We start from the raw sequence: 21,399 nt of genomic DNA on the forward strand, positions 1-21,399 counted from the left end.
CGGATGAAGACGATGACAGGGCCGGACGCACGTCCGGCCCCTCACGCGGAAAAACCCGCCGCCCGGCGGGGGGCCGACGGCCCCCGCCGGGGGCGCGGCTGGCTCACCGCGATCCTGTTCGTGCTCCCCGCCCTCGTCCTGTTCGTCCTGCTGGTGCTGACGCCGATCCTGGTGGCCGGCTACACCAGCCTCTACAAGTGGAACGGCATCGGCCCGCCGAGCAACTTCATCGGCCTGGACAACTTCACCCGGCTGTTCCAGAGCGACATCTTCATCGGCGACCTGCGCAACGGCGCCTTCCTGATCGTGCTGGGCCTGGGAGTGCAGCTACCGCTCTCGCTGGGCCTGGCGGTGATGCTGAACCAGAGGATTCGCGGGCGCGCCTTCTACCGGCTGCTGTTCTTCGCGCCGTACATGCTCTCCGAGGCGATCACCGGCGTGCTGTTCTCGCTGATCCTGTCGCCCGAGGCGGGCCTGGCCAACCAGCTGCTCACCTCCTGGGGGCTGGAGCCGTGGTCCTGGCTGTCCGAACCGGACACCGTGATGTTCTCGCTCTTCCTGGTGATCACCTGGAAGTACTTCGGATTCCACATGATCATCTATCTGGCCGGGCTGCAGGGCATCCCCAAGGAGCTGGGCGAGGCGGCCAGGATCGACGGCGCGGGCGGCTGGCAGGTGTTCCGCCACGTCACCCTGCCGCTGCTCGGCCCCACCGTCCGGGTCAGCGTGTTCCTGTCCGTCATCGGCACGATCCAGCTCTTCGACCTGGTCTGGATCCTCACCGAAGGCGGCCCCTCGCACGCCTCGGAGACCATGGCCGTCACCATGTTCGAGTACGGCTTCAAACGCACCCAGATCGGCTACTCCAGCGCGATCAGCGTCGTCATGTTCCTGATCAGCCTCGTCTTCGCCCTCGGCTACCAGCGGTTCGTCCTGCGCCGAGACCTGGAAGGGGCGAGCACCACCATGGGAGACCGCCGATGATCGCCCGGCTCAGGACGTACCCGACGCACGTGATCATCTGGGTCGCGGCCGTCTTCGTCGTCGTCCCCTTCCTGTACGGTCTGCTCGGCGGCTTCAAGTCCTCCAGCCAGCTCTCCGGCAACCCACTGGGCCTGCCCTCCCCGTGGGTCACCGAGAACTACACCGACGTGATCGGTTCCGGCGTGTTCTGGCGCCAGCTCCTCAACAGCCTGTTCATCGCGGTCACGACCACCGTGCTGGTGGTCGGCCTGTCGGCGATGGCCGCCTTCGCCTTCGCCAGGTTCGCCTTCCGAGGCAGGGAGTTCCTGTTCACGCTGTTCGCCATCGGGCTGATGTTCCCCTTCGCGGTGGCGATCCTGCCGCTGTTCGTCCTGCTGCGCACGTTCGGCCTGCTGGACAACCCTCTCGGGGTGATCCTGCCGCAGGCCGCGTTCGGACTTCCGCTGACCGTCATCATCCTGCGGACGTTCTTCCGATCCATCCCCAAGGAGGTCGAGGAGGCCGCCATCATCGACGGCTGCAGTCCTTTCGGCTTCTTCTGGAGAGTGCTGCTGCCGATAGCCAGGCCCGCCCTCGCCACCGTCTCGGTGCTGGCGATCGTGGCGAGCTGGAACAACTTCTTCCTGCCGCTGGTGGTCCTCAACGATCCGAACCTGTGGACCCTCCCGCTCGGTGTCCAGGAGTTCCGAGGACAATACATGTCCGACATCGCGAGGATCCTCGCCTACGTCATGGTCTCCATGGTTCCGGCGCTCGCCTTCTACGCCGTCGCCGAGCGTCAGTTGATCAGCGGCCTCACCGCGGGCGCCACCAAGGGCTGACCCGAATCCCATCGTGTAGAGAGTGAGACACCATGACCCTGAGTGTCGCCGGATCCCGTCTCGTCGATTCGGCCGGCACCCCGGTACGGCTGCGTGGAGTGGGCCTCGGGGGCTGGTTGAACATGGAGAACTTCATCACCGGCTACCCGGCCAACGAGTCCGCGATGCGCGAGGCCGTGCGGGAGGTGCTGGGGGAGGAGCGGGCCGAGTTGTTCTTCGACCGCCTGCTCACCTCGTTCTTCGGCGCGGACGACGCCGCGCTGCTGGCCGGCCTCGGCGCCAACTGCGTCCGCATCCCGATCAACTACCGTCACCTGGAGTCCGACGACCGCCCCTTCGAGATCGTCGAGCACGGCTTCCGTCACCTGGACAGGGTGATCGGCCTGCTCGCCGAGCACGGCATCCGCAGTGTCATCGACCTGCACGCCCTGCCCGGAGCGCAGAACCAGCACTGGCACTCCGACAACCCCACCCACATCGCCGCGTTCTGGCAGCACCGGTACTTCCAGGACCGTGCCGTCCACCTGTGGGAGGTCGTGGCCGACCGCTACCGGGACAACCCCTGGGTGGCCGGATACAACCCGATGAACGAGCCGGGCGACTCCAGCGGGCGGGTCATCGGACCCTTCTACGACCGCCTGGTCAAGGCCATCCGCGCCGTCGACCCCAAGCACGTGCTGTTCCTGGACGGCAACACCTACTCCACCGACTTCTCGATCTTCCGCGAGGTGTACGAGAACACGGTCTTCGTCTGCCACGACTACGCCCTGGCCGGTTTCGCGCACGGAGGTCCCTACCCGGGCCACACCCGTGGCGAGTGGGTGGACCGGGACCAGCTGGAGCGCTCTTTCGAGCGACGGACGATCTTCCAGCGGGAGACCGGCACGCCCATCTGGGTGGGCGAGTTCGGCCCCGTCTACACCGGCACCCCGGAGATCGACCGGCAGCGCTACCAGATCCTGCGCGACCAGCTGGAGATCTTCGATTCCTACGAGGCCGGCTGGTCGCTGTGGACCTACAAGGACGTCGGGCTGCAGGGCCTGGTCAGCGCGGGTGAGCCGTACATGAGCCGCTTCGGTGCCTTCATCGCCAAGAAGGGACGGCTGGGCGCCGACCGGTGGGGCTCGACGATGGAGGAGTCGGCGAGCGAGCTCGCCCCCCTGCATCGGCTGATGGAGACCGAGTTCCCCACCTGGAATCCCTACCCGTGGGGCGCCCGCTACCAGATCGACGACCTGATCCGGCACATCCTCATCGCCCAGGCGCTGCTGCCCGAGTACGCCGAACTGCTGCGCGGCTGCTCCGACGAGGAACTCACCGCCCTGGCCGACTCCTTCGCGCTGGAGCGGTGCGTCCGGCGGCAGCCGCTGCTGGACCTGCTCGCCGAGAACCTGCGCGGTGAGAACCCGGACGGGTGAGAACCCGCGCGGGTGAGAGCCCGAGCGGCGACACCTGGCACGTGCCTCGTTCCCACCCGCTGGGTTTGTCCTACCGCGGGGGGACGGGGCCGGCCGGCAGGTCTCTCAGTGCCGCCACGCGGCCGGCAGATCCTCCGGCGTCCACGCCGCGGCCAGCGGAGGTCCTGGTTCGAAGCCGGCTCTGGACACCGCCGCCTTCGGCGTGTCGGTGGTCACGCCGGGGACGGCGGTGGATCCCTGAACCAAAGCGTCGTAGTCATGACGGTCGAAGGGCCGCGCATCGAGCCACTTGATGGATGAGCAAAGGCCGCTGCCGGCGGTGGACCTGCCGGCAGCGGCCTCCTACGTCGGGAACGCGTCCGGAAACCGGCCGTTCACGCCTCCGTCGACATCGAGTCGCCTACACGTGGGTGTTGTAGAGCGCCCCGCCGCCCCCGCCGGTCGTGACCGTCCGGGTGCAGGAGAGGAAGTACCTGTTGTTCGGGACGGTGAAGTTTTTCGAGGTGGCGTTGGGGCTGGAGTTGGAGAGCGTCGCGCGGGTGGTGCCGCCCGGGTCGATGGCCCGGCAGGTGACGGTCTTGTAGTTGTTGGTGCCCCGGGTGGTCAGGGCGATCTTCGAACTGGCCGCGAGGTAGCCGGTGGAGCAGCCGTAGCCGCCCTCGGGAATGCCGCAGCTCGCGCTGGCCGCCGAAGCGGGTGAGGCGGGCAGCATGGTGATACCGACAAGAATACCGGCCATTGCGCAGACGCGGCCGAGTGTCTTCTTCAAAGAAAAGCTCCGCTCCGTAGAGAACACGCCTTTGTGCAGCTGGGCTGGAATTGGCGTGATGGAACCCTGGGCGCATGCGCGAGCACCCCGGGTGCGCGATTTACCCAAGGCAATAAAAGGCGTTGCCGGTTTTAGCCGTAGGGTGGCGCCGGCAGGATGATATGACGGCATCGGCGATCCCGATGTCGTCCGAAGAAAACTCATCGCGTGGCGGATCGATCACCGATTCCGGTGAATCGAAGTGTTTGCTCGATCTGAGCCGGTCGTCGCCCCTGCCGTGTATGAGTCACGGTTGACCAGCCCGGACGGGCCTCCGACACAAACAGCGCTACGCCGGTGGCTACTGCGGTTCCACCTGACGACGGTCGCTGGTGCGATGAAATGTTTTTTGAACCGTGTGATTACCTCCCGTTTCTTGTTACCGGCGGGTTTGCCTTGCCCAGGCAAGGATGGCATCTCTGGTTTCTGCCCGCAACCCCTCTGTCGTCCTGACCGGAAAGGGGGCGGGGGTGTGAGAATTCATTGAGTAGCCCGCGGTGCGGGACAGGCCCAACATGGAATCACAGGTGATTGTCCCGGGCTTCGGAAAGCAGATGGATCGTTCCCAAGGTCTCACGCCCGCGATTGTGGCATGACGGATCGCGAAAGTGGTTCAAGGGGCCGAGGACTTCCGGGGCTCTGGCTTTTCCGAAGGGACGGCGACCCTGAAGGGCCTGTCGACGCCCCCGCGTGTCGAGGAAACCGGTCAGGCGGGTGTCCGGCCGGTGCCGTTGAGCGCGTCGTTCAGTGCCGCCACCTGGTGTCGCATGAAGGCGCGTGAGACGGCGGCCTTGCTCTGGATCACGTCGAAGCTGTGGTAGGCGCCGGGCACCACGTGCAGCGTGCAGGGGACGCCGGCCTGCCGCAGCCGTTCGGCGTAGGCGACGTTCTCGTCGTGGAACAGGTCGTTGGTGCCGACGCCGATCCAGGCGGGCGGAAGTCCCGCGAGGTCCTCGTAGCGGGCCGGCGCGGCCAGCGGAGGCACCTCGCCGGTGGCCGCGGGGCCGAGGTAGGCGTGCCAGCCGAAGCGGTTGTTCTCCTGGCTCCAGATGCGCAGCCCGCGCCGGTCGACGTCGGTCCGCGCCGTGGTCCGGTCGTCGATCATCGGGTAGGACAGCATCTGCAACACCGGCTTCACCTCGGCGCGCTCCCTGGCGAGCAGCGCCAGCGCGGCGGCGAGCCCGCCGCCGGCGCTCTCGCCGGCGATCGCGATGCGCGCCGGGTCGACGTCGGGTTGTCCGGCCAGCCAGCGCAGCGCCGTGTGGCAGTCGTGCAGCGGTGTCGGGAACGGGTGCTCCGGCGCCCGCCGGTATTCCACCGACGCCGCGACGACCTCCAGCCGCTCGGCGACGTGGCGGCACATGGAGTCTCCCATCGCGGCGGTGCCCGAGACGTATCCGCCGCCGTGGATCCACAGCAGAGCCGGTGCGGGGTTCCTGGCCGACGCCGGCCGGAAGACGCGCACGGAGACGTCGGCGTCGACGCGCACGATCGTCCCCTTCGAGGGGGGCCTGCTCCCGCTGAGCCCTTCCAGCCTGCGGACCAGGCCGAGGGTACGCGGACTGACCACCGAGCGCGGCAGGAACCGCGCCATGCGCAGGTCGGGATTGAAGAGGGGCCTTGACATCGCTGACATCGCTGTCGCCTCCTTCTCTGGCGGGTCGTGCCTGGACGGCGCCCGCCGGCCGAGTTCGGCCACCCGGTGCCGGGAATGCCGCCCACGATAAAGTGGAATGTCTGGCGAATTAGGTAGATATCCGGCTGCCTGCCAGGCGGATGGAGACGAGCGCCTTACCCCGGCCGCCGGGGGAGGGCTCCTACTCCTCCTCGGTGAACACGATCTCGCGGCGCCTGCGGATCGCCGGCAGGACGGTGACGACGAGCGCCGCCGCGGCCAGGGCGAGGAGCGTCGCGGAGATCGGCCGGGTGAGGAGGACCGACGCGTCGCCGCGGGAGATGATGAGCGCCCGCCGCAGGTTCTCCTCGAGCAGCGGGCCGAGGACGAAGCCGAGCAGCAGTGGCGCGGGTTCGCAGCCACACTTGATCAGAAGGTAGCCCAGGATCCCGAAGAACACGATCGCGTAGACGTCGTAGGCGTTGAACGCCAGGGAGTACGTGCCGATCGCGGCGAACAGGATGATCATCGGGAAGAGCACCTGGTACGGGATGCGCAGCATGCGCACCCAGAGGCCGATCAGCGGCAGGTTCAGCAGCACGAGCAGCACGTTGCCGATCCACATCGACGCGATCAGGCCCCAGAACAGCGCCGGCTCGTCGGTGATGACGTTCGGGCCGGGGGTGATGCCGTGGACGATGAACGCGCCGACCATCAGCGCCATCACCGGGTGGGCGGGCAGGCCCAGGGTGAGCAGCGGGATGAACGACGTCTGCGCCGCGGCGTTGTTCGCCGACTCGGGGCCGGCGACGCCCTCGATCGCGCCGTGCCCGAACTCCTGCCGCCGCCTTGAGATCCGCTTCTCGACGGCGTACGAGGTGAACGAGGCCAACACGTGGCCGCCGCCGGGCAGGACGCCGAGCGCGGAGCCGAGAGCGGTGCCGCGCAGGATCGGGCCGACGATCCGGCGCCGGTCCTCGCGGGTCGGCCAGAGGTTCCTCACCCTGTCGGCGATCGCCGCGGTGGTCCGTCCGTTCTCCAGGTTGCGCAGGATCTCGGCGACCCCGAACACCCCGACGGCGACCGACACGAAGTCGATGCCGCCGTACAGCTCGCGCCGGTCGAACACGAACCGGGGCGTGCCGGTGTAGATGTCCTGGCCGACCGTGCCGAACAGGACACCGAGCCCGATCATCGCCAGTGCCTTGAGCGCCGCGCCGCGCGCCAGCGCGATCGACACGATCAGGCCGAGCAGCACCAGCGAGAAGTACTCCGCGGGGCCGAACGTCAACGCGACGCGGGCGAGCGGTGGGGCCGCGACGGCGAGTACGACGGTGGCGACCGTGCCCGCGAAGAAGGATCCGATCGCGGCGGTGGCCAGCGCCGAGCCGGCCCGGCCCTGCCGGGCCATCTCGTGCCCGTCCAGCGCGGTGACCGCCGCCGACGACTCGCCGGGCAGGTTGATCAGGATGGCGGTCGTCGAGCCGCCGTACTGCGCGCCGTAGTAGATGCCCGCCAGCATGATCAACGCCGTCACCGGCTCGAAGCCGAACGTGATCGGCAGCAGCATCGCCACCGTCGCCGTCGGCCCGATGCCGGGCAGTACGCCGACCGCCGTCCCGAGCAGCACCCCGACGAAGCAGTAGAGGACGTTCTGCAGGAGCAGGGCGGTGGAGAGGCCCAGCGCGAGGTTGTCGAGAAGTTCCATGCCTCAATCCGGATGCCGCGTCAGAACCCCAGCCACGGGCCCCACAGCGGGATCCGCAGCTGAAGTCCGACGACGAAGATGAGCGTGGCGGCCGCGGTGAGCCCGGCGGCCACGGCGACGGCGGTGAGCGGCCGTACGCGCGAGTCGGCCAGCGCGGTGAGCAGGGCGGTCGCCGCCGACGCCGGTACGAATCCAAGGCCCCGGGCGGTGAGGCCGAAGAACACGAGCGCGAGCGTGATGACGGCGGCCGCACGCCAGGGGACCGGCCCGAACGAGATCATCTCGCCGGCGACGAGCCCTTTGACGACGATCGCCAGGCCCAGGACCGTCACGATCGCGCCGGCCAGCAGCGGGAAGGCGCCGGGACCCATCCGCAGCGGGGTGCCCGGTTCGTGGCCGAGCGATCCCGCCACGAACGCGCCACCGATCAGCACGAAGATTCCCCCGGCGAGGACGTCGGGGAGGGATCTGCGGCGCTCCACCTCAGGAGGCCTTGACGCCGGCGTCGGCGATGACCTTGGCCCAGGTGCCGAGCTGCTCTTCGAGCTTGGCCCGTAGCGCCTGCGGGGTCGCGTCCTCGGCCGGGACCGGCACGGTGCCGAGCTTGGCCATCTGCTCGACGACCCCCTGGTCGGCCAGTGCCGTCTTCAGCGCCTCGGACAGTTTCCGAACGGCGTCCTGCGGGGTGCCGGCCGGGACGTAGAGGCCGTGCCACACGCTGACCTGGAGTGCGGGCAGCCCGGCCTCGGCCGTGGTGGGCAACTCCGGCAGGCTCTTCACCCGCTCGGGGGTGGTGACCGCGTACGCCTTCACCTCACCGGCGGAGATCTGGCCGCTGGTGTTGGTCGTCTGGTCGCACATGAAGTCGACCTGGCCGCCGACGAGGTCGGTCAGCGCGGGGCCGGTGCCCTGGTAGGGAACCTCCTGGAGCTTGACGCCCGTGGCGGTCTGGAAGAGCAGGCCGCACAGGTGGGAGGCGGCGCCGATGCCCGCGTTGGCCAGTGTGACCTCGCCGGCGTTCGCCTTCACATGGGTGACGAGGTCCTGGAGCGTCGCGGGCGCGAAGTCCTTGCGGGCGACGACCGTCATCGGCACCTCGGTGACGAGCCCGACCATCTCGAAGTCCTCGAGCGGCCGGTAGCCCAGGTTCTGGTAGAGGGCGGGCGCCGTCGACATGCCGATGTGGTGCATGAGCACCGTGTAGCCGTCGGGGGCGGCCCGCGCGACCTCGCCGGCGCCGACCGTGCCGCCCGCGCCCTCGACGTTCTGGACGACGATCTTGGCGCCGAGCTTGGCGGCCATCGGTTCGGCGATCATGCGGGTGACGGTGTCGGTCGGGCCGCCCGCGCTGAACGGTACGACGAACGTGATGTTCTGGTCCGGGTAGCCACCGGCGGCGGTGCCTCCGCCGGTGGCGCCCCCGTTACCCGAGCAGGCGGCGACAAGTGAGACGACGCCGATCGTGGCGATCAGCCGTGCGATGGCCCGATGTCTGCCGGTCGTTCTCATGTCGAGGCCTCCTCGTTGGCGCACGCGCATCTGCCGGTATGCGCGCGGCCTCAGTCTCGACCGACGAGGGCGCGAATAGTGTCAGAGAAATCCAAAGAATGCGATGGATGTCAGAGAAATCCAAAAAAGTGAAGGGATGACCAAAAGCCGATCCTCACCGTAAAATCCGCCGGTATGCGGATCACCATCATTGAGGATGACGACCGCGTGGCGCGGGGTCTGGTCACCGTCCTGGCCCAGGCGGGCTTCGAGGTCCACCGCGTCGCCACCGCCGCGGAGGCCGTACGCGCGGCCCCTTCCGATGTGGTTCTCGTCGACCTGGGCCTGCCCGACGGCGACGGGCTCGACGTGATCCGCAGGCTGCGCGACCGCCCGGAGACCGCGGTCATCGCCGTGACGGCACGATCGGAGGAGCACGAGCGGGTCCGCGGCCTGCGCGCCGGCGCCGACGACTACATCGTGAAGCCGTTCGGCATACCGGAGCTGCTGGCCAGGATCGACGCCGTCCTGCGGCGCACCCGGGTGGCCCGTGCGCTGAGCCACCCCGACGAGCCGCTCGTCCTCGGCCCGATGCGGATCGCCGTCGGCACCCGCGAGGTCACCGTCGGCGGCACGCCCGTGACGCTGACCCGCAAGGAGTTCGAGCTGCTCCTGCTGCTGGCCCGGCGGGCTCCGAACGTGGTGAGCCGCGACGTCATCCTCGACCAGATCTGGGGTGCGACCTGGGAGTCCTCCAGCCGCACCCTGGACACCCACATCGCGGCGCTGCGGCACAAGATCGGGCCGGCCGTGCTCATCCGCACGATCCACGGGGTCGGCTATCGGCTCCTGGCCGACCAGCCGGAGCTGATCGGCTGACGCGCCGTGCACCGTCGCCTGCTCGTCGTCCTCGTCCCCCTCGCGGTGCTGCTCGTCGCGGCGCTCGGGGTGCCGCTCGGCGTCACCGTGGCCGAGCGGGAGATGCAGGAGACCTACGTCGATCGGCTCAACGACGTCGGCCGGTTCGCCTCGCTCGCCGACACCGCGCTGACGACCGGGCGGACCGAGGCGCTCCAACAGGAGCTGGCGCGCTACCACGAGCTGTACGGCATCCCGGCCGCGGTGATCGACACCTCGGGTACGGTGCTGCTCGGGCCGGCCGCCGCGTACCGGCGGGCCGCGCGGGCCGAGCGGGCGCTGCCCAGGATCGTGACCGCGGCGCTGGCCGGGGCGAGGTCCGAGCCCTCCGGGGAGTGGGCGCCGTGGGACGGCTCCGCGCTCGTGGTCGCGGAGCCGGTGGGCAGGGACAGCGAGGTCGTCGGAGCCGTCGTGACGATCTCCGGCCTGTCGAAGACGCGCCATCGCATCCTCGTGCGATGGGCCTGGCTCGCGGGGCTCGGGCTGCTTCCGCTGGTCGCGCTGGTGGCCGTCGCCTGGCCGGTGTCGGCGTGGGTGCTGCGCCCGGTGCGGGAACTGGACGCGGCGAGTTCGCGGATCTCACGGGGCGACCTCACCATCCGGGCGGACGCCGAGGCCGGTCCGGTCGAGCTGCGGCGGCTGGCGGAGTCGTTCAACACCATGATGGACGCGGTCGAGAACGCCGTGCAGCGGCAGCGGGCGTTCGTGTCCGACGCCTCACACCAGTTGCGCAATCCGCTCACCAGCCTCCGGCTCGCCGTGGAGAGCCTGGAGCCGCACCTGCGCGAGGCCGGCGGCGGGCGGCAGGTCTACGACGTCGCCGTCGACGAGCTGAAGGCGATGCAGCGGATGCTGAACTCGCTGCAGGCCAGCGCGCGGATGGAGAGCATACGCACCGCGTCGCCGGTGGATCTCGACGCGGTGCTGGCGACCCGGGTGGACCGGTGGCAGGCGCTGACGGCGACGGCGGGGCAGAGGCTGGCGGTCGACGTGCCGTCGGGGCTACGGCTGCTGGAGCCGACGGGCGGGCTGGGCAGCATCCTGGACGAGCTGATCAGCAACGCGTTGCGGTTGTCGGGCGCGCGGGTGGTGGAGGTGCGGGCCGGATTCGTCCCCGGAGGTACGGGCGCCGGAGACGTGGTCACGATCGCCGTCCGTGACGACGGCGAGGGGATCGACGCCTCCGAACGGGCCCAGGCGCTGGGCAGGTTCTGGCGGTCACCGCGGCACCAGAACGTGCCGGGGACCGGCCTGGGGCTGGCGATCTGCGCCGACCTGGTCGGGGCGGCCGGGGGCGAGCTGCGGCTGGAGGACGGGTTGCCGCGTCCGGACGGGACCGGGTACGGATTCGCCGCGGTGGTCGCGCTGCCGGCCGTCCCGGGGCAGGAGCCGCCGCCTGAGGACCGGGCTCCTTCGCGTGCCTGAGGGGTCGGCTCCCTCGCGCGTCCGAGGTCGTGTGTCTGAGAATCCGGTTCCGTCGCGCGTCCGAGGCCGTGCGTTTGAGGCTCGGTTACCTCGTGCGTCCGAGGCCGTGCGCCTGAGGAGGCTCAGGCTCCGTCGCGGGCCCGCCGCCGTCCGGGGTCAGCGCTTGCGGTCGCGGAACCAGGCGGCGGCTCCCGGATGGAGCGGGATCGACGCGGTGGAGATCCCGGTACGCACGTTGATCTGCCACGCCTCCGGAACGGCCTCGGCGTCGTCGCGGCTGGCGGAGATGATCGTGCCGGTGTGCGTGAAGATCGTGTCGGTGATGGCGTGGACCAGGCCGTCGGGCAGGTCGTCGCGTACGAGGAGCACGTTCGGCACGGCGACGGTGCGGGTGGCCGGGACGCCGGTGTAGGCGGTCGCGGGGATCGTGGCCGGAGCGTAGGGGCCGGGGAACGCGGAGAAGAGCGCGTCGGCCTGCGCGTCCAGGGGGATCAGCCGGATCGGGTGGCGTCGCGCCAGCTCCGTGACGGCGGGTGTCGGGACGCCGGTCAGGGAGAACATCGCGTCGATCTCGCCGTCGCGCAGCGCCGCCGCCGACTCGGCCTGGCTGAGGTAGCGGCCGTCGGTCCTCATCCGGCCAAGCTCCAGAACCCGCAGCGACGTGAACTCGGTGCCCGATTCGTGAGCGCCGAGGGACACACGCCTGCCGTGGAGATCCCGGAACTCTCCGATCTCGGAACCGGCCATGACCACGAGATGCAGGTGGCTGTCGTAGAGCCGGCATATCGCCGAGAGCCCCGCGGGCGCGCTGCCGTCGGTCGTGATCAGCGCGTCCAGGCTCGTCAGCCCGAGGTGCACCTCGCCGGCCCGCAGCATCCGGATGTTGTCGGCCGACGCCCGGCTCGGCACGGTGACCAGGGTGACGCCCGGCACCCGTTCGGAGACGTGTTCGGCGAGCGCGCCGCCGATGCGCCGGTACACCGCCCCGGCCGGTCCGGTGGCGAGGCGCAGGTGGACCGTGTCGGCCTCGGGCTGCCGGGAGCAGCCGGCGAGCAGCCCTCCGGCGGCCAGGAGCACCGCCCTCCGGCTGAACCGCGGCTCCGGATTCAGCGCCATGGGGAGATGATACGGACGGCGGCCCCGGTTTGTGGATCTTTCACCCCGACCAGCCGGAGAGGGAGGTTCTCACCGGGCCGAGGGCTTCGGGAGGCCCCGGGAGGTCACTCGCCGGGCCGCGGGCTTCGAGAGGTCCCGGGAGGCCCCGGTCCGCAGATCTCTTCCCTTGGCCAACGGCTGGCCTTTCGCTCTTGTTATCGCCAACAATTGGAGTCGCCCGCCTTTGCGGTGATCCACGAGTTTGGCGATCTCGCGCCGGAGGCCGGCGCGGGTCGCGCATGAGTCGCACACGAGTCGCAGTATGAGTCGCACATGAGGAGACCTTCGTGCTGTCCGCGCACCTCACCCTCGACCCCGCGTTCAGGGTGGCCCCCGTCCATCGGCGCACCTTCGGGACGTTCGTCGAACACCTCGGCCGATGCGTCTACACCGGCATCTACGAACCCGGCCACCCCACCGCCGACGAGGAGGGCTTCCGGGGGGACGTGCTGGAGCTCACCCGTGAGCTGGGCGCGACCACGGCCCGCTACCCCGGCGGGAACTTCGTGTCCGGATACCGCTGGGAGGACGGCGTCGGACCCAGGAGCGAACGGCCCCGGCGGCTCGACCTGGCCTGGCACAGCACGGAGACCAACGAGTTCGGCCTGGACGAGTTCGTCGCCTGGACGCGCAAGGCCGAGCTGGAGCCGATGATGGCCGTCAACCTCGGCACCCGGGGAGTCGCCGAGGCGCTGGACCTGCTGGAGTACTGCAACATCGAGTCCGGGACCCACCTGTCGGACCTGCGCGTCGCCCACGGCTCCAAAAGGCCGCACGACATCCGGATGTGGTGCCTGGGCAACGAGATGGACGGCCCGTGGCAGATCGGCCACATGGGCGCCCGCGAGTACGGGCGGCTGGCCGCCGGGACCGCCCGCGCCATGCGCATGATCGATCCGGCCCTGGAACTCGTCGCCTGCGGGAGCTCGGGTTCGGGCATGCCCACCTTCGGCGCGTGGGAGTCCACCGTGCTGGAGGAGACCTACGACCTGGTGGACTTCATCTCCTGCCACGCCTACTACGAGGAGCACGACGGCGACCTGGCGAGCTTCCTCGCCTCGGCGGCCGACATGGACCACTTCATCGACGCGGTGGTGGCGACGGCCGACAGCGTGGGCGCCCGGCTCAGAAGCAAGAAGAAGATCAACATCTCGTTCGACGAGTGGAACGTCTGGTACCTGTCCCGCTTCCAGAACGCAGAACCGCCGCGCGACTGGCCGGTCGCCCCGCCGCTGCTCGAGGACCACTACCACCTGGCCGACGCGGTGACCTTCGGCGGGTTGCTGATCTCGCTGCTGCGCCACAGCGACAGGGTGACGTCCGCCTGCCTGGCCCAGCTGGTCAACGTGATCGCCCCCATCATGACCGAACCGGGCGGCAGGGCCTGGAGGCAGACCACCTTCCACCCCTTCGCCCAGGCATCCCGGCACGCGGCGGGTCAGGTGCTGCGGGTCGAGCCCGCCTCTCCCACCCACGAGACCGCGAGGTTCGGAGAGGTCGCCGCCCTCGACGCCGTCGCCACCCACGACGAGGAGAGCGGCGCCACCACGCTGTTCGCCGTCAACCGCTCGACCGACCGTCCGCTCACCCTCACCGCCGACCTGCGAGCCCTCGGCCCGGTGCGGCTGGCCGGGGCCACGGTGCTGTCCGGTCCCGACCCCTACGCCCGCAACACCGCCGACGCCCCGGACACGGTGGTCCCCCGTACGAACACCGAGGCCCGCCTGGACGCCGGGACCCTGGAGATCACGCTGCCCGCCGTCTCGTGGAACGTGATCCGTCTCCTTCGCGCCTGAACCGTCCGTTCCCTTGCCGTCCGCTCACCGACGGCAAGGGGACGCAAGGGGACGGACGGCAGGATGTGGCTACTTGCTGAACCCTGCCGTCAGGCCGCTGAGCAGCTGGCGGCGGCCGACCACGTACAGGATCAGGATGGGCAGCGTGGTCAGCACGACCGAGGCGAGCACGGCCGGCACGTTCACGCTGTACTGCCCCTGGAAGGTCCACAGCGCGAGCGGAAGCGTGCGCTTGTCGGGGCTCTGGGTGAGGATGAGCGGCAGCAGGAACCCGTTCCAGACCGTCAGCGCGTTGTAGATCGTCACCGTCACGACGGCCGGCATGGTGAGCGGGAGGGCGAGTCGCCAGAGCGTCGCCATCTCGCTCGCGCCGTCCAGCCGCATCGACTCGAACAGCTCCTTGGGCACGTCACGGATGAAGTTCGACAGGACCAGCACCGAGAGCGGGATCGCGAAGGCGATCGACGGCAGGATCAGCGCCGTCAGCGAGTCGTAGAGCTGCAGCCGGATGATGATCAGGTAGATCGGGATGATGGTCGCCTGCAACGGGATGGCCAGGCCCATGAGGAAGAGCGAGTTCACCCTGCGCAGGAAGCCGAAGATGGTGCTGCCCCGGACGATCGCGTACGCCGCCATGAACGCGACCGCGACCGCGGGGACGACCACGCCGATGGCCACGATGAGGCTGTTGAGGAAGTACAGCGGGAAGTCGGACTCGACGACCATCCGGTAGTTGTCGAGGGTCGGCTCGGTGGGCGGCGCCAGCGGGTTGCTGGCGTAGTAGCTGCTCTGGGCCTTGAAGCTGGTGATGACGATCCAGTAGATCGGCACGATCACGACCGCGAGCCACAGCCAGCCCGCGATCCCGCCCAGCCAGTTGGGGCGCTCACCGAGTGCCCGCGACTGCTTCCCGTTGCGTGCCGGCGGCCGGCGCCGGTGTCCCGCCCCGAGCGTCTCGGTCCGCTTGAGCCCCGTGGGGGTCGTCAAGCTCATGGTTCTAGGCCCCTTCCATCTGGCTGGCGTTGGCGTCGCGGCCGCCGAGCCTGCGCAGGAACAACGCCAGGGCGAGGCCCACGAGGACGAGGATGACGGCGATGGCACTGGCCGGCCCCATCAGGTTGGCCTGGAACCCGCGCTTGTACATGTCCAGGGCGAGCACCCGGGTGGCGTCGCCGGGACCGCCCGCGGTCAGCACGAAGATCAGGTCGAAGAAGGTCAGGGATCCGACGACCATGAGGGTGGAGGAGGTGATGATCGTGTACTTGAGCTGCGGCAGCGTGATGCTGAAGAACTTGCGGGTGCGGCCCGCGCCGTCTATCTCGGCGGCCTCGTACATGGAGCGCGGGATCTGCCGCACGCCGCCCTGGTAGAGCAGCGAGTGGAAGGGGATGAACTGCCACGACACCACGAAGATCACAACACTGAAGGCGAGGACGGGGTCGCCGAGCCAGTCCTGTACGAGCAGGTCGATGCCCAGCCCGGCGCCGAGCCCGAAGTTCGGGTCGAGCAGCGCCTTGTAGGCGATCGCGATGGCGGCCGAGCTCAGCAGCAGCGGGATGAAGTACAGCACGGCCAGCAGTGCGCGGTAGCGCTGCCGCCCGGCCAGGAACACCCCGAGCAGGATGCTGGCCGGCGTCTGGACCGCCCAGGAGGCGACCATCACCAGCAACGTCACCCACAGGGCGTGCGGGAGACCGGGGTCGCTGAGCACGGCCCGCCAGCTCGTGAGCCCGGACATCTGGATGTCGCCGACCTGGTCCCAGGTGCTGAAGCTGAGGAACAGGACCCCGAGCAGCGGGATCACCCCGAAGGCGGTGAAGATCAGCAGGGCCGGTACGGCCAGCCACGGAAGGATGGCGCTGTGGTTCCTTCGCGTGGCGGCCGACGGCCTCCCTCTTCTGGCGGGGGAGGTTAGCGTGCTCAACTGCCGATGACCGCGTTCAGGTTGGAGGCGAACTCCTCAGGCGTGATCGACAGCTGGAACAGCTTGGCGATGTTGTCCAGGAGCACCTCGGCCGCGGTGGGGCTGAGCGCCTGGTCCCAGGACTGGGCGAAGGCCTTGGCGTTGCTGGCGATGCCGTAGACGAACTTCAGGAACTCCTCGTCCTTGGAACCGGCGAACGCGCTGTCGGCGCCGTTGACGATCGGCACCGCGCCCGTGCCCGCCCACTCCTTGACGTCCTCGTCGTTCAGCACGGCGGTGGCGAAGAACTTCTTGGCGATCTCCTTCTGCTCGGGAGTCGCCTTGGAGGAGATCGACAGGTACTGGCCGGGGTTGCCGACGGTGTTGCCGGGGTCGCCCTTGCCGCCCTCGACCGGCGGGAAGTTCATGTAGCCGAGGTGGCCGCCGGAGACGAAGTCGCCGCCGTCGGCGGACATGCTGCCGTACGTCCAGCCGCCGTGCAGCATCATCGCGGCCTTGCCGGTGTACAGCAGGGCCTGGTCGGCGTTGGAGTCGGCCGTGATGGAGGAGAAGCCCTTGATGAACCCGTTCGCCTTGATGAGCTCCTGCATCTTGGTCAGGGCCTCGATGGCGGCGGGGTGGGACCAGGCGTCCTTCTCGCCGTCGAACACGGCCTGGAACACCTCGGGGCCGCCGATGCGGTCGAAGAGGAACTCCAGCCACATCATGTTCGTCCAGCGCGACTGGCCGCCGAGGGAGAACGGGGCGATGCCCGCGGCGTTGAACTTGGGGACGAGGGCCATGATGTCGCCCCACGACTTCGGCGGCTCCACGCCGACCTGCTCGAACACCTTCTTGTTGTAGAACAGGATGATGGGCTGCATCGTCTCGGCCGGCATCGCGTAGATCTTGCCGTCGATCGTGGCCGCGCCGAAGGAGGAGGCGAACAGCCGGTCCTTCACGGCCTTGTTCTCCTCGAACCACGAGGTGAGGTCCTCGACCTGGTTGGCCTGCACGTACGTGCGCAGGGTCCCGCCGCCCCAGCCCCAGATGATGGTGGGGGCCTGGCCGGCTCCGATCGCCGTCTTGATCTTCGTCTTGTAGGCGTCGTTCTGCATGGCCGTGAAGTCGATCGAACCGTTGGGGTTGGCCTTGTTGAACCGCTCCACGGCCCTGGTGCGCACGCCCTCCTGCGGCTGGTTCGACAGGAACCAGTAGGTGGCCTTGCTCGCGGCGTTCCCGCCGCTGCCGCCGGTCCCGGTCCCTCCCGCCGGGGTGGGGCCGGAAGTGCCGCAGGCGGCCAGCGCGGCTCCCATAGGCAGGCCCATGGAAAGGGCGAGGAAGGTGCGGCGAGATGGTGTCGTTGACTCCACGCTGATCTCCGTATGTCGAATGCCGAGGCTGGGCGAGGCTCCGTGTGAAAAATCGGTGGCGGCCGTAGGTCGTGGATCAGCACCCCCGCTGTCAGGCATCCGCTCTTGCGCCCGACATGTCGAAACATTTCCGAAACAGACCGCGTGGCACGTCAATTTAGATTTCAGATAGTTGCGTGTCAAGAGGTCATCGCATGTCGGGACGAGCTTGGTATGTGCGGTATGTAAGGTACTCTCATCTGGACTTTTCCTGGTCGTATCGTTTGCGGCAGGATTCGGGTAGAGCTTTCGTGGCACACCGAAAAGTTTCGAATGGGTTGCGGTGCGGGTTTTTCTTGAGGAGAGCAGATGACGGCGCTAGATGGGACCCCCACGACGGGCCGGAGCCTCCGTCCGTGGCAGGACCCGGCACTTCCCGTGGCCGACCGGGTCGACGCCCTTCTTGCGGAGATGACCCTGGAGGAGAAGGTCGGCCAGCTCGGCAGCCGGTGGCCGGGCAACGTCATGGGGGCTGAGCAGGGCGGGGAGCCCCAGGAGAGTCAGGAGGGCACGGCGAACGTCGCCCCGATGCAGGACGTCTTCGCGGCTTCGGGAAGCGTGCCCTTCGAGGAGACGATCCGCCACGGGCTCGGTCATCTGACGCGGGTGTTCGGCAGTGCTCCGGTGACCGCGGCGGAGGGCGCCGCGGAGGTGGTGCGTCTGCAGTCCGAGGTGGTGAAGCACTCCCGGCTCGGCATCCCGGCGCTCGTCCACGAGGAGTGTCTGACCGGTTTCACTACTTATGGCGCGACCGTTTACCCCGCTGCCATCGCCTGGGGGGCGACGTTCGACCCGGACCTGGTGGAGCGGATGGCCACCGCCATCGGACGGGACATGCGCGCCGTGGGCGTTCACCAGGGCCTGTCACCGGTGTTGGACGTGGTGCGCGACTACCGCTGGGGCCGGGTCGAGGAGACGATGGGCGAGGATCCGTACCTCGTCTCGATGCTCGGCGCGGCCTATGTGCGCGGCCTGGAGAACGCCGGGATCATCGCCACCCTCAAGCACTTCGCCGGCTACTCCGCCTCCCGGGCGGCCCGCAACCACGGCCCGGTGTCGATGGGGCGGCGTGAGCTGATGGACATCGTCCTGCCGCCTTTCGAGACCGCTCTCGTCGAGGGGGGCGCTCGTTCGGTGATGAACTCCTACTCCGACGTGGACGGTGTCCCCGCGGCGGCCGACTCGTGGCTGCTGGACGACCTGCTGCGCGACGAGTGGGGCTTCACCGGGACGGTGGTCTCGGACTACTGGGCGATCCCGTTCCTCGCGACGATGCACCAGGTCGCCGCGGACACCGACGAGGCCGGGGTGCAGGCGCTGAGCGCGGGCATCGACGTCGAACTTCCCGACACGCTCGGCTTCGGCCGGCACCTCGTCGAACGGGTGCGGCGGGGCGAGCTGCCGGAGTCCCTGATCGACCGGGCCGCCCGGCGCCTGCTCACCCAGAAGGTGACGCTCGGACTGCTGGATCCGGACTGGACCCCGGAGAGGTCGGTCGCCCAGGCGGCGGACGTGGACCTCGACTCGCCGGACAACCGGGCACTCGCCAGGGAGCTGGCCGAACGGTCGATCGTGCTGCTCGACGCGGGCACCGCGCTGCCGCTGCTCGGCGAGGGACGTCCTGAGCCGCGCCGGGTGGCCGTGGTCGGCCCCTGTGCCGACGACCCGCGCACCTTCATGGGCTGCTACGCCTTCCCCAACCACGTGCTGCCCCGCCACCCGGAACTCGGGCTCGGCGTGGACGCGCCCAGCCTGCTCGACGCGCTGCGGGCCGAGTTTCCCGGTGCCGAGCTGATCCACGAGCAGGGCTGCGAGGTGCGGGGCGAGGACCGCTCCGGCTTCGCCGCCGCGACCCGGGCGGCCCGCGAGGCCGACGTGTGCGTGGCCGTCGTCGGCGACCTGGCGGGGATGTTCGGGCTCGGTACGTCGGGCGAGGGTTGCGACGCCGAGGACCTGCGGCTGCCCGGTGCGCAGGAGGACCTGCTGGCCGAGCTCGCCGCCACCGGCACGCCGGTCGTGGTGGTCGTCGTCTCGGGCCGCCCGTACGCGCTGGGCGAGGTGTCGAAGACGGCCGCCGCGCTCGTCCAGGCGTTCATGCCCGGCGAGGAGGGCGGAGCGGCCATCGCCGGAGTCCTGTCCGGCCGGGTGCAGCCCAGCGGGAAGCTGCCGGTGCAGATCCCGCACGGCCCCGGCGGGCAGCCCGGCACCTACCTGCAGCCGCCGCTGGGCGCCAACAGCCAGGGCATCAGCAACCTCGACCCGACCCCGCTGTTCCCGTTCGGGCACGGCGCCTCGTACACCACCTTCGCGATCGACTCCCTGAGGATCAGCGACGCCGAGGTGCCCACCGACGGGGAGTTCACCGTGTCGGTGCGGGTGCGCAACACCGGGAGCCGGGCGGGCGAGGAGGTCGTGCAGCTCTTCCTGCACGACGTGATCGCCCAGGTCACCCGGCCGGTGCTGCAGCTCACCGGATTCACCAGGGTCAGGCTGGAACCCGGCGCGAGCGCGACGGCGACCTTCACCGTGTCCGCCGACAGGACCGCGTTCACCGGGCGCGACCTGCGGCGCGTCGTGGAGCCGGGGGATCTTGAGGTGTTCGTGGGCGCGTCGGCGTCCGACCTGCCCTGCCGGGGCCGCGTGACCTTGACCGGTCCGCCGCGTCACGTCGGCGTGGACCGGCGACTGGTCACCCGGGTGGACGTGGAACCGGCTCCGGGCGCTTCCGCCGCACAGCAAGGGAGAACAGATGCCGGCAAGTCCTAGGAGGGCCACGCTGGCCACGGTCGCGGCCTCGGCGGGGGTGTCGGTCGCGACCGTGTCCAAGGTGCTCAACGGCCGAGGTGACGTCTCCCCGGTGACCCGCTCCCTCGTGGAGTCGTTGCTGGAGGAGCACGACTACGTCTCGCTGTCGCAGCGCCGCCGGGGCGACGCGGCCGTGCCGGCCACGCTCGAGGTGGAGCTCAACGCCGACCTCAACCCGTACTCGACCGAGATCGTCCAGGGCGCGGTGCGTGCCGAGGCCGACGCGGCGATCGTGGTGAGCATCCGCACGAACGCCGACCGCGCCGGGACCTGGGCGCGCGGCCTCGCCGCGGCCGGGCGGCGGGCCGTGATCGCCATCACCAGCGAGCTGACCGCCGAGCAGCTCGGCGCCCTGTCCCGGGCCCGGTTGCCGCTGGTCGTGATCGACCCGCTGAACATGCCGCAGACCAGGGGGGTCGTCAGCGTCGGCTCGACGAACTTCGCCGGGGGACTGGTCGCGACACAGCACCTGCTCGCGCTCGGGCACCGGCGTATCGCCTACCTCGGCGGCCCGGCCACCGCCGCCTGCAACCAGGCCCGTCTCCACGGCTACCGCGCGGCGATGGAGGCCGCGGGCGCCCCGGTCCCCCCGAGTCACGTACGGGAGGGGCCCTTCCACTACCAGGAGGGGGTGAGGGGCGGCGCGGCCCTGTTCGACCTGCCCGAGGCCCCCACCGCCATCTTCACCGGCTGCGACGAGATCGCGCTCGGCGTGCTGGAGGCGGCCAGGGCGCGAGGGGTGCGGGTGCCCGAGGATCTCAGCATCGTCGGCTTCGACGACACCCAGGTCGCCAAGATGGCCTCGCCTCCGCTGACGACCGTGCGCCAGCCGCTGCGGGAGATGGGCGGGGTCGCCGTACGCACGGCCCTGCGCCTGGCGGCGGGGGAGCGGGTCGACTCCCACCACGTCGAACTCGCCACCGAACTGGTTGTGCGCGGCTCGACCACCGCGCCCGGAGCCCTCTCCGGCCGGGGTTGATCCGCCTACCGGGGCGTGCCCGTCTCACCGATGGTGCCGTCCGGCTTCCCACACCGCCCGGCAGCAGACGCCCGTCGTCCCGGCGAGCTTCGAGGCGCGCGGGACCGAGCGGTAGCCGGTCGGCTCGTCGTTCTCGTGAAAGACACGCGGGTTGAACGTGCCCT

Annotated in this window: 17 protein-coding genes; 8 read left to right on the top strand and 9 right to left on the bottom strand. The window is 69.8% G+C overall.

Going from position 1 to position 21,399, the window contains the following annotated elements:
* The first annotated feature begins 3 nt into the window (after positions 1-3).
* Genes AB0B90_RS10255 through AB0B90_RS10265 form a run of 3 tightly spaced genes read left to right on the top strand, consistent with a single transcriptional unit; the run spans position 4 to position 3,223 of the window.
* The gene (locus AB0B90_RS10255; protein ID WP_350943929.1) at positions 4-984 is read left to right on the top strand and encodes a sugar ABC transporter permease; all 981 of its coding nucleotides are present in this window, start codon (positions 4-6) and stop codon (positions 982-984) included.
* The gene (locus AB0B90_RS10260) at positions 981-1,805 is read left to right on the top strand and encodes a carbohydrate ABC transporter permease (protein WP_350943928.1); all 825 of its coding nucleotides are present in this window, start codon (positions 981-983) and stop codon (positions 1,803-1,805) included. The genes AB0B90_RS10255 and AB0B90_RS10260 overlap by 4 nt, the downstream gene beginning before the upstream one ends.
* Before the next feature lie 32 nt (positions 1,806-1,837).
* A complete protein-coding gene (locus tag AB0B90_RS10265; RefSeq protein ID WP_350943926.1) occupies positions 1,838-3,223 on the top strand; it encodes a cellulase family glycosylhydrolase in 1,386 nt (461 codons plus the stop codon).
* A 400-nt stretch (positions 3,224-3,623) separates the two neighbouring features.
* Here the strand turns inward: AB0B90_RS10265 and AB0B90_RS10270 are convergent, their stop codons facing one another.
* The 5 genes from AB0B90_RS10270 to AB0B90_RS10290 all read right to left on the bottom strand — a co-directional run bounded on the left by AB0B90_RS10270 (position 3,624) and on the right by AB0B90_RS10290 (position 8,863).
* Positions 3,624-3,962 (bottom strand): hypothetical protein, encoded by a 339-nt coding sequence (locus tag AB0B90_RS10270; protein WP_362922059.1) that lies wholly within the window; start codon positions 3,960-3,962, stop codon positions 3,624-3,626.
* Positions 3,963-4,737: 775 nt separating this feature from the next.
* Positions 4,738-5,667, bottom strand: a complete 930-nt coding sequence (locus tag AB0B90_RS10275; protein WP_362922061.1) for an alpha/beta hydrolase — start codon at positions 5,665-5,667, stop codon at positions 4,738-4,740.
* A 181-nt stretch (positions 5,668-5,848) separates the two neighbouring features.
* Positions 5,849-7,354, bottom strand: a complete 1,506-nt coding sequence (locus AB0B90_RS10280; RefSeq protein WP_350943921.1) for a tripartite tricarboxylate transporter permease — start codon at positions 7,352-7,354, stop codon at positions 5,849-5,851.
* A 20-nt stretch (positions 7,355-7,374) separates the two neighbouring features.
* Entirely contained in the window at positions 7,375-7,836 is a 462-nt protein-coding gene (locus tag AB0B90_RS10285; protein ID WP_350943919.1) for a tripartite tricarboxylate transporter TctB family protein, read from the bottom strand.
* A gap of 1 nt (position 7,837) precedes the next feature.
* Positions 7,838-8,863: a tripartite tricarboxylate transporter substrate-binding protein gene (locus tag AB0B90_RS10290; protein ID WP_362922064.1), complete on the bottom strand. Its 1,026-nt coding sequence runs from the start codon at positions 8,861-8,863 to the stop codon at positions 7,838-7,840.
* A gap of 174 nt (positions 8,864-9,037) precedes the next feature.
* Between AB0B90_RS10290 and AB0B90_RS10295 the strand changes: the two genes are divergently transcribed.
* Entirely contained in the window at positions 9,038-9,721 is a 684-nt protein-coding gene (locus tag AB0B90_RS10295; RefSeq protein ID WP_350943915.1) for a response regulator transcription factor, read from the top strand.
* A gap of 6 nt (positions 9,722-9,727) precedes the next feature.
* Positions 9,728-11,185 carry a HAMP domain-containing sensor histidine kinase gene (locus AB0B90_RS10300; protein ID WP_350943914.1) on the top strand — a complete coding sequence of 486 codons (1,458 nt, stop codon included), beginning with the start codon at positions 9,728-9,730 and terminating at the stop codon, positions 11,183-11,185.
* Positions 11,186-11,341: 156 nt separating this feature from the next.
* On the opposite strand, the gene AB0B90_RS10305 is transcribed toward AB0B90_RS10300, so the two are convergent.
* Positions 11,342-12,301, bottom strand: coding sequence for a TAXI family TRAP transporter solute-binding subunit (locus AB0B90_RS10305; RefSeq protein WP_362922067.1), 960 nt, complete (start codon positions 12,299-12,301; stop codon positions 11,342-11,344).
* Between the two features lie 326 nt (positions 12,302-12,627).
* Between AB0B90_RS10305 and AB0B90_RS10310 the strand changes: the two genes are divergently transcribed.
* On the top strand, positions 12,628-14,136 hold the full coding sequence (locus AB0B90_RS10310; protein ID WP_362922069.1) for an alpha-N-arabinofuranosidase: 1,509 nt from the start codon (positions 12,628-12,630) through the stop codon (positions 14,134-14,136).
* A gap of 69 nt (positions 14,137-14,205) precedes the next feature.
* Here the strand turns inward: AB0B90_RS10310 and AB0B90_RS10315 are convergent, their stop codons facing one another.
* From AB0B90_RS10315 to AB0B90_RS10325, 3 genes are read right to left on the bottom strand one after another with little or no spacing between them, the layout of a single operon-like run.
* Positions 14,206-15,129, bottom strand: coding sequence for a carbohydrate ABC transporter permease (locus AB0B90_RS10315; protein ID WP_350943909.1), 924 nt, complete (start codon positions 15,127-15,129; stop codon positions 14,206-14,208).
* A gap of 4 nt (positions 15,130-15,133) precedes the next feature.
* Complete coding sequence (locus AB0B90_RS10320; protein ID WP_350943908.1) at positions 15,134-16,060, bottom strand: sugar ABC transporter permease; 927 nt, start codon at positions 16,058-16,060, stop codon at positions 15,134-15,136.
* Positions 16,057-17,412, bottom strand: coding sequence for an extracellular solute-binding protein (locus AB0B90_RS10325; protein ID WP_350943907.1), 1,356 nt, complete (start codon positions 17,410-17,412; stop codon positions 16,057-16,059). The genes AB0B90_RS10320 and AB0B90_RS10325 overlap by 4 nt, the downstream gene beginning before the upstream one ends.
* A 348-nt stretch (positions 17,413-17,760) precedes the next feature.
* Here AB0B90_RS10325 and AB0B90_RS10330 point away from each other — a divergent pair, with 348 nt between their 5' ends.
* Both AB0B90_RS10330 and AB0B90_RS10335 read left to right on the top strand, forming a co-directional pair.
* Entirely contained in the window at positions 17,761-20,217 is a 2,457-nt protein-coding gene (locus tag AB0B90_RS10330) for a glycoside hydrolase family 3 N-terminal domain-containing protein (protein ID WP_362922072.1), read from the top strand.
* Positions 20,201-21,235 (top strand): substrate-binding domain-containing protein, encoded by a 1,035-nt coding sequence (locus AB0B90_RS10335; protein ID WP_350943905.1) that lies wholly within the window; start codon positions 20,201-20,203, stop codon positions 21,233-21,235. Before AB0B90_RS10330 ends, AB0B90_RS10335 begins: the two co-directional genes overlap by 17 nt.
* Positions 21,236-21,399: the final 164 nt, after the last annotated feature.

The organism is Streptosporangium sp. NPDC049078 (assembly GCF_040648855.1).
Taxonomy (GTDB): domain Bacteria; phylum Actinomycetota; class Actinomycetes; order Streptosporangiales; family Streptosporangiaceae; genus Streptosporangium.